Origin of the sequence: Gottfriedia sp. NPDC057948, assembly GCF_042887255.1 — a bacterium.
Taxonomy (GTDB): Bacteria; Bacillota; Bacilli; order Bacillales; family Bacillaceae_G; genus Gottfriedia.
The window spans coordinates 47,264-60,628 of record NZ_JBHVPN010000010.1 but is presented as its reverse complement, the minus strand read 5'-3'; the positions used below and the strand labels follow the sequence as shown (position 1 = coordinate 60,628).

Annotated in this window: 12 protein-coding genes and 1 pseudogene; 2 read left to right on the top strand and 11 right to left on the bottom strand. The window is 31.0% G+C overall.

What is annotated here, in order from left to right; genetic code table 11:
* Positions 1–28 precede the first annotated feature (28 nt).
* The 9 genes and pseudogenes from ACFVRR_RS15490 to ACFVRR_RS15450 all read right to left on the bottom strand — a co-directional run bounded on the left by ACFVRR_RS15490 (position 29) and on the right by ACFVRR_RS15450 (position 8,631).
* Entirely contained in the window at positions 29–1,000 is a 972-nt protein-coding gene (locus ACFVRR_RS15490; protein WP_387330210.1) for a DUF4822 domain-containing protein, read from the bottom strand.
* A gap of 76 nt (positions 1,001–1,076) precedes the next feature.
* Positions 1,077–1,749: pseudogene (locus ACFVRR_RS15485) on the bottom strand (ankyrin repeat domain-containing protein).
* 337 nt (positions 1,750–2,086) lie between these two features.
* Positions 2,087–2,401, bottom strand: coding sequence for an RNA 2'-phosphotransferase (locus ACFVRR_RS15480; RefSeq protein ID WP_387330207.1), 315 nt, complete (start codon positions 2,399–2,401; stop codon positions 2,087–2,089).
* Positions 2,402–2,417: 16 nt separating this feature from the next.
* Positions 2,418–2,618 (bottom strand): RNA 2'-phosphotransferase, encoded by a 201-nt coding sequence (locus ACFVRR_RS15475; protein ID WP_387330204.1) that lies wholly within the window; start codon positions 2,616–2,618, stop codon positions 2,418–2,420.
* Positions 2,619–2,845: 227 nt separating this feature from the next.
* On the bottom strand, positions 2,846–3,532 hold the full coding sequence (locus ACFVRR_RS15470; RefSeq protein ID WP_097977592.1) for a response regulator transcription factor: 687 nt from the start codon (positions 3,530–3,532) through the stop codon (positions 2,846–2,848).
* On the bottom strand, positions 3,529–4,977 hold the full coding sequence (locus ACFVRR_RS15465) for a sensor histidine kinase (protein WP_387330201.1): 1,449 nt from the start codon (positions 4,975–4,977) through the stop codon (positions 3,529–3,531). Before ACFVRR_RS15465 ends, ACFVRR_RS15470 begins: the two co-directional genes overlap by 4 nt.
* 439 nt (positions 4,978–5,416) lie before the next feature.
* Entirely contained in the window at positions 5,417–6,205 is a 789-nt protein-coding gene (locus tag ACFVRR_RS15460; protein ID WP_387330198.1) for a hypothetical protein, read from the bottom strand.
* Between the two features lie 13 nt (positions 6,206–6,218).
* Entirely contained in the window at positions 6,219–6,707 is a 489-nt protein-coding gene (locus tag ACFVRR_RS15455) for a reprolysin-like metallopeptidase (RefSeq protein ID WP_387330195.1), read from the bottom strand.
* Positions 6,708–7,161: 454 nt separating this feature from the next.
* On the bottom strand, positions 7,162–8,631 hold the full coding sequence (locus tag ACFVRR_RS15450; protein WP_387330192.1) for a long-chain-fatty-acid--CoA ligase: 1,470 nt from the start codon (positions 8,629–8,631) through the stop codon (positions 7,162–7,164).
* Positions 8,632–8,897: 266 nt separating this feature from the next.
* On the opposite strand from ACFVRR_RS15450, the gene ACFVRR_RS15445 reads away from it, so the two are divergent.
* Positions 8,898–9,977: a site-2 protease family protein gene (locus ACFVRR_RS15445; protein WP_387330189.1), complete on the top strand. Its 1,080-nt coding sequence runs from the start codon at positions 8,898–8,900 to the stop codon at positions 9,975–9,977.
* 268 nt (positions 9,978–10,245) lie between these two features.
* Here the strand turns inward: ACFVRR_RS15445 and ACFVRR_RS15440 are convergent, their stop codons facing one another.
* Complete coding sequence (locus tag ACFVRR_RS15440) at positions 10,246–10,605, bottom strand: hypothetical protein (RefSeq protein ID WP_387330186.1); 360 nt, start codon at positions 10,603–10,605, stop codon at positions 10,246–10,248.
* A gap of 361 nt (positions 10,606–10,966) precedes the next feature.
* On the opposite strand from ACFVRR_RS15440, the gene ACFVRR_RS15435 reads away from it, so the two are divergent.
* Positions 10,967–11,452, top strand: a complete 486-nt coding sequence (locus ACFVRR_RS15435) for a DinB family protein (protein WP_387330183.1) — start codon at positions 10,967–10,969, stop codon at positions 11,450–11,452.
* A gap of 318 nt (positions 11,453–11,770) precedes the next feature.
* Here the strand turns inward: ACFVRR_RS15435 and ACFVRR_RS15430 are convergent, their stop codons facing one another.
* On the bottom strand, positions 11,771–12,994 hold the full coding sequence (locus tag ACFVRR_RS15430; protein WP_387330180.1) for an NAD(P)/FAD-dependent oxidoreductase: 1,224 nt from the start codon (positions 12,992–12,994) through the stop codon (positions 11,771–11,773).
* Positions 12,995–13,365: the final 371 nt, after the last annotated feature.

Sequence of the window (13,365 nt, the reverse complement as noted above, 5' to 3'; positions counted from 1 at the left end):
GATTTCTCCATTCTTCATTAATTCGTTTTTAAAAACTAAACATCGGTTTAAAATCACCTTTGTAAGGTTCATGCTCAACAAATACAGTTATATCCTTACCGGCTTTGTCTTTACCTGTTCTTTTGTAAGTAAATTTATTATTATTAAGCTCAGTCAATTCAAGAACAGCACCATACTTATTTGTTCCGATTGAAACATGTGCTCTGATTTTATTTTCGTGGGCAATATCGAAATAGCCATAGTCACCTCGGCTTTTACCTGTTTCTAAATTGAAAAACTCATATTTATTAGAGTATCCATCAAATTTTGCAAGACTAATAAAATTCGTATTATATTTCGTTACGTCCTTCCCTTGTTCATCCAGTACTTTTGTACCATTCCAAAGTGTTCTACCTAAAATTCTATCACCATCAACTTTTTTTACAATCTCGCCTGTTTTAGAATCTAATTTTTTATCAGGATCTGTAAAAGAAAGCTGTTTTTCTTTATAAGGAACATGTTCAACATATACTTCTACATCTTTACCGTTTGCATCTTTCCCCATTCTTTTATAAGTAAATACGTTTTTATTTAGTTTTGTCATATCGACTACAGCTTGGTAATTCATTGATTCAGAAATTAAAATTCGTTTTTTACCATCATTTGTAATAAAGAATGTACCTTTATCACCACGACTTTGACCAGTTTTTGCATCAAAAAATTCGTATCTACCTGATTTTGCATCATATTTAGCAAGACCAATAAAATTTGCGTTTTCTTCTGTTAAATCATGATGATTTTTATCATATACTCTTGTACCTTGCCAGTTTGTACTACTTAAAATATTAGCCATTACCTGGCCCTTTGTTAACTTGTTCTTTACTTTTTTAGGTGCTTTGTATACTCTTTCTTGTTTTTGTTTACCATGCTCTACTTGTGCGTTAGCAGCAGAATTATAACCTGTTACTACTAGAGATACTCCGAGTAATATTGATGAAATTGTTTTTGTTTTTTTAATCATTTTAATGATCTCCTCATATTTTTTATCGTTATTTATATAATCTCCAATTATTCTTACAATTGGTCATGTACTTTGATTATCTAGCACCTGCTTTTAGCAAAATCTCTTCTATCTCTTTAAAACCTCTCTCACGTGCATGCTGTAATGGGCTAACATTCTCACGATCAGACAAATTAACATCTGCTCCATGATCTATAAGCATTTGCACTGTTTGCTGTTGTTTTTCACTTCCATCGTTCAAAATAATTGCTTCCAAAAGTGCCGTCCAACCTAAATTATTAACATGATTAACATCAATCTTAGAATTAGTAAGAAGTTCATTGACCACATCTATATATCCATGTTCTGAAACGGGAATTAATGCTGTTCCACCATATCGGTTCGTAATTGTTGGATCAGCACCAGCTTTTATTGTAAGTTTTAGAATATCAATAAAACCTTCAGCACCAGCATATAAAGGGATTGTTTTTCATATGATCACGAATATTGACATCTGCGCCTGCATCAATTAGTACTTTTGCAGTTTTAAAATCATTATGATAAGTTGCAATCATTGTGGCAGTTTGTCCATTAGAATTCTGTGCATTCATATCCGCACCATTCTCTATCAACTTCTTAACGAGATTAGTTTCTCCTCGTTTAACTGCTTGAAATAACTGTTCGTTCACTTTTTCTTCCCCCTTAGCAAATGAGGCACACCCATTTAGCAAAAGTATGCAGCTCGTTATTACTGCAAGTAACTTCCACATAAAGTACAACAGCCTCCTTTTCCATAACAAATCACCATAAAAATATCGTATTATTCCTGGGAAATTTTCCTCCAATCTTTTTCATAAGTTAGACCATTGTTCGTCTGAAATCTATGTTAATCCTTAAATGAAAACTCCTTCTAAACAAATTATTAAAAAAGTATAAAATTTTTAATAATATTTATTTATGGATTGCCTCTAATGTTTTTTGAACAAAAAATGACTGTTCAATTAAACAGTCATACACAAATACTTGAACTACTAAATTTTTGTTCGGATACTATAAAAAACTATTACTAGTTCAATTATTACAATGCTAAAAACTTTCAATTTTTAATTATATATTAGGTGAAATATAATCAGACAACCACACTTCATTGTCAGCATAAAAAAATTTAACACCATTCTCATATGCATTTTTAGCATCGATCTTTAAAATAACAAATTCTCCCCTACGCTTTGCAGCCAATGTCGCGAATTCAACCCCTTCGGATAAATGAACATAATTACGTCCCATTGGTTTAATTCCTTCATTGAGAATTAATTCTTCAACTTTTTTATTTGTACCATGATAAAGAATCTCAGGAGTTTTTTTTTGGCTGATATTGTATTTTAGTTTTCGAGTGCCCATAATTCGCTTTAATTCTATCACTATTTATTGCATACCGTTATTTTGGACAATTCTTTACAACCTGAGTAATGTTTTCAACAGTGACACCGCTCCAATTTGTTTGACTATTTATTGCATCAACTAATTCTGATATGGAACATGACCCATCTTCTTTTAAATTCACTCCAAATTTTAATGGGTCATGTCTTAAAATTTTACTCATAAATTTACTTAGTTTTTCTTCGTCTTTTTGATTCATTTTTTTAATTCCACCCTATTTTTTTCAATTTTTTAATGGTTTGAAATGCAAGTTTTTCAACAATTACATTTTGTTTATTATCTAAATCCCATATTTATCTATAAAATTCTACTTCTACTTTAATTACTTCATTCCTTGTTCAAACAAACTATTATATAGTTAATCTTGCGAGTAAAATGTCAAAATAAAGAAAAAACCGCCACTTTGTGACGGTTAAAAAACATAATTTAAATATTAAATCGATACCCCGCTCCCCAAACTGTTTCCAAGAACTTAGGGTTTGTAGGGTCTCTTTCTATTTTTTCACGTAATCTACTAATATGGACAGTTACAGTTGAAACGTCTGCCGCTGATTCGAGGCCCCAAACCTTTTCATAGAGCTGTTCTTTACTTAAAACTTGGTTCGGATTCATTACAAAAAACACCATTAAATCAAATTCTTTTGTCGTAAAGGGTACTTCTTTTTCGTTAATAAAAACTTTACGAGCTGAACGATCGATTGATATTCCATGAACGAAAATTGTTTTTGAAACGGTATTGTTACCAGCTAGCCTTTCATATCGGGATAAATGTGCCTTTACTCTTGCAACTAGTTCACTAGGACTAAATGGCTTTGTAATGTAATCGTCCGCACCTAAACCGAGGCCTCTAATTTTATCGATATCTTCTTTTTTAGCAGATACAAATAAAATAGGAATGTTTTTTACCGCTCGTATTTCTTTACAAATTTCAAAACCATTTTTTCCTGGCAGCATGATATCCAATATGATTAAATCATAATTTCCTTTTAGTGCATGTTGAAGGCCTTCATCGCCATTATGTTGAATATCTACACGAAAATCATTTATTTCTAAATAATCTCTTTGTAATTCTGCAATGCTTATATCATCTTCAATCAGTAATATTTCTTTCAATTTCTCTCACCTTTCTTTAAGGAAAAGAATATACTTGACCCCTTACCAATCTCACTATTTGCCCAGATTTCCCCTCCGTGCTCTTCAACAATTTGTTTTGCGATTGCCAGTCCTAAACCACTACCGCCAGTTTGTGAATTTCTTGATTGTTCTGCACGGTAAAAACGTTCAAAAATAAACGGTAACGCAGCAGGATCAATCCCTTGACCATTATCTGTTACTTCAACAATTACTTCATTTAACTGTTCATTTAATGAAAATGAAATTTCCTTCTCTTCTTTGTTCATATATTTCACACAATTGCTTACTAAGTTCGACAACACTCTTTTTAATTTCTCTCGATCCGCTGTAACATTGATTGATTTATTTGACTGATTAAATTCTATCTTGATCCCTTGCTGCAGTAAATCTAAATAAATTTCCTCTATATAGCTTCCTATATATTTATTCATTTCGACATTCTCAAAGTGAAAGGGTTCTTTTTTTAAATCCAGTTTAGAAAACAAGAACAATTCATCGATTAATGAATCCATATCCTTTGCTTTAGAGTAAACTGTTGATAAATATTTTTCCATTTTCTCCGGAGTATTTGCTACACCATCTTTTATCCCTTCCACATATCCAATTATTGAAGTAATTGGTGTTTTCAAATCATGTGAAATATTGGACAATAGCTCTTTACGATTTTCTTCATATTGAATCTGGAGATTGATCGATTCTTTTAATTTGATTCTCATTTCCTCAAACGCTTTATTTAATACACCAATTTCATCATTTGAACTCGTATCAATTACAAAATTCAAATCTCCAACTTTAATTTTTTCTGCACCATTTTTAAGTTTTGAGATTGGCCTAATAATGCTTCGGGAAACTAAATAGTTTAACATTCCGATTATCATAATAAATAAAAATAGCAATAAACCTAGTAAAATTGGAAAAAGATTACGAATAACCTCGGTATATGAGCTTGCCTTCTTTAAGACAAAAATACTCCCTTGACTTTGATCTGGAAAATAAAAATCAAATTTCACATACGTAAAAAACAAATCATTAATTTTAATCGTATCGCGAGTATTAATATTCGTTTCCTCAAACCCGGGAAGCGCTTGTTCTAACACTTTTTTGTCTAACGACGGGGAAGCGTACTCGATCTGTTTTCCCTTTCGGACTACAATTCCGATATTCTTATGTTCAATACTTTTGAGTTCCTTCTTATTAAGTAACTGCTTAGGATTATGTTTAGCAAGTAGCTTCAAATCAAGAAACACACTTTCTTCAACTGTAGTCAAAGGCTTTTGTACATAAGTCTTTTTGTAAAGATTTTCTACAGACTTTACATCTCCTGTTATTGCAAAAATTATTAAAAAACCTGCTGCCAATAATAACGTGATCGAAAAAAGAATCACCCCAATATAAGACAACAGAAACCTCATTTTAATTGACATTTATTTCACTCACTCGGTAATAAAATTTTATTTAGATAATCTTATTTTTGGCATGCTAGCTACTTTCGTAACTACACACTCTAAAAATTTAAGTGTTATTTTCAATTGAAATTAAGTGAACTATATCATATAAATCTTAAAAAAGTGTAAAATTTTTGTGAAATAAGTCTAAACAAAACTTTTATTTGATTTCATTCCATCTACAATCCGATAATTAAATTTTTTGCAACAATTTGAAAGATTAAATTTTGTATGGTGGAAATGGAAAGTCCATAAAATCAGCACTTTTCTATGTTAAAAGTATGAATAAAAAAAATACACCTCTAGTTATGGGTGCATTGCATTATCTGTTTATTAGGAAATCAAGTATCATTAAAACCGTATACTAAAAGTGAAGACTCCATTTTTTCTATTTCATACGTTTTAGAATATGTCTAATTTAAGTTGTTTCTTCCACTAATTCAGTTACATCAGCATTAATTTCTTTTTCAATTTTTATCTCCTCTTCAATTACCTTTTTTCCATCAATTGTGTCTGATTCTTTTAACATTTCATCAAAATCATCAGAAGGTCTTATATATTCTTTACTGTTTTTATCGTATTCAAATTTTGATTTATATACAGCTATAAATTCGTAAAAATCAAAACCTGTATTAAAATAAGACTCGCTAGATAAAAAGGCAACAAATTCATCACCTTTTACAGATGGTCTATGACCGTCTGGTATGACCAAAAAGGTTTCATCTAAATCCTTTTTTGTTAGATTAGGAAATTTATCTTGCATTCCACTTTGTTTTGCAGAAATATATCCACCTTGCTCTAATATTGTTATTTTCTTACCCTCTAAAGAAACATCTCCCTTTAATACATTATTAACTTTAAAGGATAATTTCGTTAATGGATTACCAATACCAGTAGCTTTATCCATGTTTACATAATTCTCAGTAGACAATACTTCCCCTTCAACAGCTAATTCTGAGTCCCTCATTAATTGGTTAACCTCATTGTACGTAACAGCAAAAGAAAGTTCAGTATTCACAACTTTTACATTGTCTGTAAAATTTTGAGCATTTTCATTAATAAGTTCTTTTTTTGTGGAATGATCAATCTTAGTGTCCTCTGCTATTGAAGTAGTAAGTTCTTTTTTCTTACTTTGAGTTTGATCATTACATGCAGTTAAAAAGGAAAGCGATAACATAATAAAAAATAGTGATTTCATTTTCTTCATTTTTATGCCTCCGTTATTTATAAAGATAATTGATTCCATTGAATTCATCTTTTCTAGGATATTGGATTCCTATAGAATAAGCTAAATCTGCACTAGGATCCATTAATTCCTTTGCAGTATGATTTAATCCAAATGCATGACCAATTTCATGACTAATCGTTACTTGTTGATATTGAGGATATTTTGACAATAAACTTTCGGATAATTGGATTTTCGACCAGTACCAATTTTGTGCAGACGGATTAACTTTTGTTTGATTTACAAAAAACATAGTTTGTCCTACAATACCTATTCCAATTGATTTGACCTTGTAAATTTCAACGGTACTGGCACTCTTAGTTGTTGTTTTCCTATATGAAATTGGTGTCGTAATACCAGCGTATTTAGTTGAATAAGTCCATCGATCAAATGCATTTGCTATTTTTGTAGAATAAGTACTTGCCGATGAGTCCACCCAATAAAATTTTGTACTTTTTCCGTAGTTTCCAATTCCAGAAGACATCTTATGACCTTAAAATGTTGAATAAGCTTTTACGTTAATTGGAATCATAAAAACAAACATTATTCCTAGTAATAAGGCTTTTTTTACAAATCGTTTCATATAACCCTCCACTTATAAATTTTTATCACTCATTTACACTGTTGATATCCCTTGAAATAGTGAACAGCAAAATGAATTCTATTAAATCTTACCAAAATTTAGCATTTAGTTGTTCGTATTAATGTTACAAAAATGCGAAAATTAGACTATTTTAACTTCATAGTTTTATAGGTCTATTTAACAGTAAATTTAGTATTAAAAATCAAGCTCAACTAGAATATACCCATGAAAATATATCAAAATTATGGTTTTTACAGTTTTAAGTCAACCATTATTAGACAGAAACATTAAGATTCGTCAGAATGGCTTTAGCTCGCAAAAAATAAAAGACCAATCAAATGATTGGTCTCTAAAATTACTTAAGGTTTCTTTTTAAAATTTTCCCTGTACTATTTTTAGGCAGTTCTTTTACAAAATAAATTTCCTTAGGAACTTTATAATAAATAAGTGCTTTTTTGCAAAAATCAATGATCTCACTTTCTGAAAGTAAATCATTTGAAACGACTAAATAAGCACACACGCTTTCACCTATTAATTGATTAGGTTTTCCGACTACCGCTGCTTCAATAATATTAGGATGTTGATAAAGTCTCTCTTCTATTTCTCTAGGGTAAACATTATATCCGTTCGTTATAATTACATCTTTTTTTCGATCTAATAAAAATAAATATCCATCTTCATCTTTTTTACCGAGATCACCAGTTTTAAACCAACCGTTAAAAAATGCTTTTTCAGTTTCCTCTATATTATTTAAATAACCACTCATCACATTCGGTCCAATCGCAACAACTTCTCCTACTTCACCAGTTGGAACCTCTACCCCATTTTCATTTACTATTCTTGTCGTAACACTAGGTAGATCAAGACCAACTGATCCTGGTTTACAAATTCCACGATATGGATTAAAAGTAAGAACTGGAGCTGTTTCAGATAGTCCATAGCCTTCAACAATTAAAACATTGTATTTTTCTTGAATTGACTGTAATAATTCGATTGGTATAGATGCCCCGCCTGAAATACATGCTCTCAAACTACTAAAATCGTTTGATGTCGCACTATTTAATTGATATAAATAATTATAAATTGTCGGTACTGCCGCAATTAAAGTAGCTTTTTCTTTTTTGATTACCTCAACTAATTCACCTGGGTTAAATTTAGGAATGATGATTGTTGATGCGCCATTTAACAAAATCATATTTACACATAATGTTAAGCAAAATGAATGAAACATTGGAAGGACAGCGATCATTTGATCATTTTCACTTAATTCGATTAACTTGGAAAAATCATTTGCATTTTCAATTAAATTAAAATGAGACAACATTGCCCCTTTTGGGTTACCGGTTGTTCCTGATGTATAAAGAATAACAGCCGTATCATCTTGTAGAGTTTCAATTTCTTCTAATTGATTTATTATTTTTACTGTCGGTTGTATTTCATCTATTAAAATAATATTTAATAATGAAGGACACTGATTTTTAACACTTTTAAGTTTTTTCTCCTGTTCACTAGTTGAAATAACAAGTTTTGTAGAAGAATCCTTTAAAATATAGCTGAGTTCACTTTCCGTAAAAGCTGGATTTAATGGAATGACGATTGCACCTAATCTTAATATTGCTAAATAAGCTTGTACAAACTCAGGAGAATTTCCTAATAAAATCGCAATTTTGTCTCCCTTTTCAATCTTATTTTGAACTAATAGTTGTGCTATGTTTTCACACGAAGAAATGAGTTCTTCATAATTTATTTTGTTTCCATCGTAACTAAAAGCTATGTTTTTACCTTTTTTATCTGCTACCTTTTTAATCATCCCATATATATTCATTTCTTTATCAATCCTTAGTTAATTTCATTGTTACTATTTCATATAATAAAATATTCTAGAAAAATGCAAAAGTTAGAAAGATAACTTTCTAACATTTACTTAAACTCATCTATTTTGTTATTTTCATCTTAAATTTTTTCTTTTTATCTCAGTAAAACGGCAGACTTTAGTCCCTATTTCTTTATTATTCTATCAAACAAATAATCTTTAATGATATAATTTTAATACTACATAATCATATCATAATTAGCGAGAAGGTGAAATGAATGGCACAACCAATGATCAATAACAAAACGAAAAAATCATTAACAAGAATTGGTGTTGTAATCGCACTAATAGGTACTAAATTAAAGCTACTTTTACCGCTATTAAAAGCTGCAAAATTTTTATCTTTTTTAAGCATGATCTTGTATTTATTTGTATACGGATTTACTTTTGGATGGTATTTTGCTTTCGCACTTGTTTACTTATTAATTTGTCATGAAGGCGGGCATTTAATTGCTGCGAAACAAAAGGGTCTACCAACTTCACCAGCATTTTTTATTCCTTTTTTCGGGGCAGTTATATCACTTAAAGAAATGCCAAAAGATGCTGTAACTGAATCTTATGTAGCGTTTGGTGGTCCGTTTTTAGGCTTAATTTCGGTTCTACCAGCAATTCCGCTCTATCATTACACACATAATGAATTCTTCGGATTAGTCATTGCTTTAGGCTGTATACTTAATTTGTTTAATTTAATTCCTATTTCTCCTCTAGATGGCGGGAGAATTTTAAGTGTATTACCTCCAATTTTTTGGTTTATCGGTATTATGATGATGCTAGTGTATTTATTTTATCAACCTAATTTTATCGCATTTTATATTATTATTTTAGGTATTACGACATTCATTAAACGAATTCGAGAAACTTACCAGTTAAAGGTAATTAAAGAAAAAATAAAATTATACGAACATACTATTAAACAATTTCAATTTGGGATTTTTAATGTCTACTCTGATCGTACGATTGTAAAACGGTTCTTTTTCCCATTTTTTGAGGATAATAAGAAGTTAGAATTAGAAATTCATAAGGAACGTCTTGAAATAAACTATCTAATTCGTTCAGTTCGAGCACGCTTACAAGAACCAGACTTAGACTGGAGAACTTATATTGATGAAAAGATTCAAGAAATTAAGCATAAAAGAATTGCACCTTTACTGAAACAACAAGAAACGTTAGAAACTTACTATGTTTCTAGTAATCGTAAAAAATGGCAAATTTTTATTGCCTATATCATCTTAGCGAGTAGTTTAGCTTTACTTGGATTTTGGAGTTATGGTTTAATTGAACATGTTTTAGGAAGATAAGTGAAAAAGAACCTATTTTGAATATAATTATTCAAGATAGGTTCTTTTATTTTATTTATAAATGCTCTCTTGGTATTTTTGACTGATTTCCCCTTTCCTATCGGGGGATTTAAAGAAAAGTTTAGGGTAAATAATAAACCGTTGTTAGAGCTCCTTTAGGACACCCTTACACGCTGCTTTAGTTGAATTAATAAAATGTATATCTAAAAATAAAAGGTTTTCTTTAAAAGGATCAATGTCAATTAAGAAAATGGGTTTTCCTACCAATTCACTCTCTATATCCTCTTCCAATTACTTGCTGTGTTTCACCATCGAAAAACACAGTTATATCACCAAGTATTTCAATATTCTTTGTATGAAATGTTACTGCATATACTTCTTTTCCATCGTATTTTTCATCCGATAGTTGTGCTATTTCCTTTGTTACCACTTTTCGCTCTACTATACCACCACCATCTGGTTTGTCATTTACTAATTCTGCTTTTTCTTTATCAGATAAGGTATGATAAACGATTGCTGCTATTGAATATGAAGATGCTTTTTCTTCATGATCGTTACTGCAGCCAAACAAAATGATAGCTGATAAAACAACACTCAAGATTATATGAAAATATTTTTTCAATTTCATCCCCCCGTTTTAATCAATATTCGTATCAAATAAATCAACACTATTCAGACTTTCTATCTTTCCTTTGTTCCATTTAGGAAGTAAAATGATCCACAAACTACACTTTGGATAATATTTCCACTATTAAATATTTCTCTTCTATAACTAAAATCCCTTTATTTCCAAATTCCTTATTCAACAATACAGCCATTTAGGACAATAAAAATAATCGACTTTTTAGCCGTTTTTTTTTATTCAACATACGTATGTGTTAGTTTAACAAGGAATTTAACTGTTGCTTGTTGAAATACTCATAGTTAACAAATTTTGGTAATATTCTATATTTTAGTGGCTTAATTTTCTATATGAGGAGGGGTTATAATTGCAAATGTTCTTTAGATATAACTGGACGGTAAGAGAAGAATGGTATAAGTGGTGTGAAGAGTTAAGTGAAGAAGAACTACTGTTAACCCGCTCTGGTGGAATGGGAAGTATTTTACATACACTTTTTCATATAGTTGATGTAGAGTGGAGCTGGATTCGAGTCCTACAAGGTAAATCTGATTTTCAGGAGAGTTTCAATACTTATAAAAGCTTAGATAAAGTTCGAGAATTGGACGCTAAATTTCATATTGAAGTGAAAAATTTTGTAGACAGCTGGGATCATGAAATGGAAAATCGTTTATTTTACGATACCTTACCAGATGGAAGAAGTGTGACGGATACTTGGGGTGAAATCATTAGACATACAATTACTCATGAAATTCACCATATAGGACAATTATCAATTTGGGCAAGGGAAATCGGGAAACAACCTGTTTCTGCAAATCTAATTGGACGAGGTCTTGCCACTGATTCGAATAAATAATTTACAATGAAAATAGTTTAATTGAATCTGTTTTAAGTTTAAAGTTCTAGCTTCCAGCGGAGGTAGTTTTTTTCGAACATAGTTTAAGGAATGCTATAAGTCTCGTGCTAAACTCATTAAAGCTGCTTAAAAAGTTGTTGTTTGAGTGAAATTTATGAAGAAAATAAAAAAATATAATTATTCTAATTGTAGGAGTTATGGACTATTCAATATCAAGAAAACCCTCATATGGGGTTTTCTCTATTTTTCTGCAAATATCAACATTAAAGTATAACAGAGCCTGTATGTTAAATAGAATCAATTGGAAGAAATAAAAAATCAATTGTTTATTAAAGGTCGATCTTGCAAGTAAAGATCTATATCTGGACAGTTCCCTTCAACAATTTCCTTTGCAATAAGCTTCGACAGCAGCTGGCTGTAAACTGTTCCGTTATCACCAAAGGCAAATAGAAAATAACTATTTGGAAATTCTTCATATTTTCCGATAATCGGAATGCCATCAAATGTCCCACCATAAAATGCAGCTAAGTAATAATCTGGCTGTACTTGAATAGTTGGAAACATTTTATTAAACTCTTCAATCAGTTTCTTCTTTTTGTGAATCAATTTACTATCACGATCTTCTGGGTACGAAGTATTATCATCAAGTCCGCCTATGATAATCCGGTTATCTCTAGTTGTACGCATAAATAAATAGGGACGAGCGGTTTCCCAAATGAGTGTTCTGTTATACCATTCAGATAGATCCTTGACTGGATGGGTAGTTACAGTATATGTACTTACAAAGGAAGCTTTTTTCTCCTTTTTAATCTCAATTCCTTCATAACCTGCTGCATAAATAATATAGCGTGCTTTGATAGAATGACCATTCTTTGTAGACACAATCATCTTATCTCGTTCTTTATCATAATGGTGACCGTTCATTTCCGTATGTTCAAATATACGGATTCCTTTGCTTGCGGCGTGATCCAAAAGTGCATGTGTGTATCTGAAAGGATTGATTTCTGCATCATTATATGAATAAATAGCGGCATCTCTGCTAAAAGGATATTTTGCTTCAATATCTTCCTTTGTTAAAAAAGTAAGTTCACAGTTATGCTGTTTTAAGAACTCATATTCCTTTTTAAGACTTTCAACGTCGTCTACACAGCTTGCGGAATAGAGAGTATCTCTTCTGTTGAATTCACAATTAATGCTGACTTTCTTTGAGGCTGCTTCAATTTCATTTATGGCCTCCTTCAGTAGTCGTAAATGCCTTTCGATGTAGCCTTCTCCAAAGGTGTTGATCATATCTGTAAACATTTTTTCACCGGAATATTGAAGGAGGGCCGTATTCGTACTAGTACTGCCGCTGCCAATGGTTGATTTTTCAATTACAGCTACATCTAAATTAGTATCGGAAAGATAATATGCACATTGTGCTCCTGAGCTCCCACCTCCAATGATTAATACATCACAAGATAGATCTGCTTCCAATGCTGGATATGTTGGAGCATCGGGAAAAGTAGTCGGCCAATAATAGGTTCCAGATTGTAAATTCATCTATATCCTCCAGTTATAAAGTATAATGTTACTATTTCCAACCTCATTTTGTGTATGCAAAATATTCTACTCAGATTGAACACTGAAATATAAAGCAAATGTCAAAGAATCAACGTAACTGGTGTAAAATTTAAAATAGATACGGCAACAAAAGCAAATCACTATACTGAAGTATTAAAAAAAACATTTGGTTGCTTTGGGGTGAACCATATCATAAGAATTTTGTGCGATCTCTAACCAATTATAACTGCAATAAAAAAAGCTGCATATAAGCAGCTAATGTTGTTCAAGTAGTGCACTGCGTTGATCGGGCTAACCTTACAAAAATCAATAACGACTATAATAAATAAGTCCAATTTATTAATCGCATC

Excerpts from the sequence above, each read along its gene's own strand:
- ACFVRR_RS15490 (WP_387330210.1), bottom strand. The coding sequence starts at position 1,000 with ATGATTAAAAAAACAAAAACAATTTCATCAATATTACTCGGAGTATCT.
- ACFVRR_RS15475 (WP_387330204.1), bottom strand. The coding sequence starts at position 2,618 with ATGAATCAAAAAGACGAAGAAAAACTAAGTAAATTTATGAGTAAAATT.
- ACFVRR_RS15465 (WP_387330201.1), bottom strand. The coding sequence starts at position 4,977 with ATGTCAATTAAAATGAGGTTTCTGTTGTCTTATATTGGGGTGATTCTT.
- ACFVRR_RS15460 (WP_387330198.1), bottom strand. The coding sequence starts at position 6,205 with ATGAAGAAAATGAAATCACTATTTTTTATTATGTTATCGCTTTCCTTT.
- ACFVRR_RS15455 (WP_387330195.1), bottom strand. The coding sequence starts at position 6,707 with ATGTCTTCTGGAATTGGAAACTACGGAAAAAGTACAAAATTTTATTGG.
- ACFVRR_RS15450 (WP_387330192.1), bottom strand. The coding sequence starts at position 8,631 with ATGAATATATATGGGATGATTAAAAAGGTAGCAGATAAAAAAGGTAAA.
- ACFVRR_RS15445 (WP_387330189.1), top strand. The coding sequence starts at position 8,898 with ATGGCACAACCAATGATCAATAACAAAACGAAAAAATCATTAACAAGA.
- ACFVRR_RS15440 (WP_387330186.1), bottom strand. The coding sequence starts at position 10,605 with ATGAAATTGAAAAAATATTTTCATATAATCTTGAGTGTTGTTTTATCA.
- ACFVRR_RS15430 (WP_387330180.1), bottom strand. The coding sequence starts at position 12,994 with ATGAATTTACAATCTGGAACCTATTATTGGCCGACTACTTTTCCCGAT.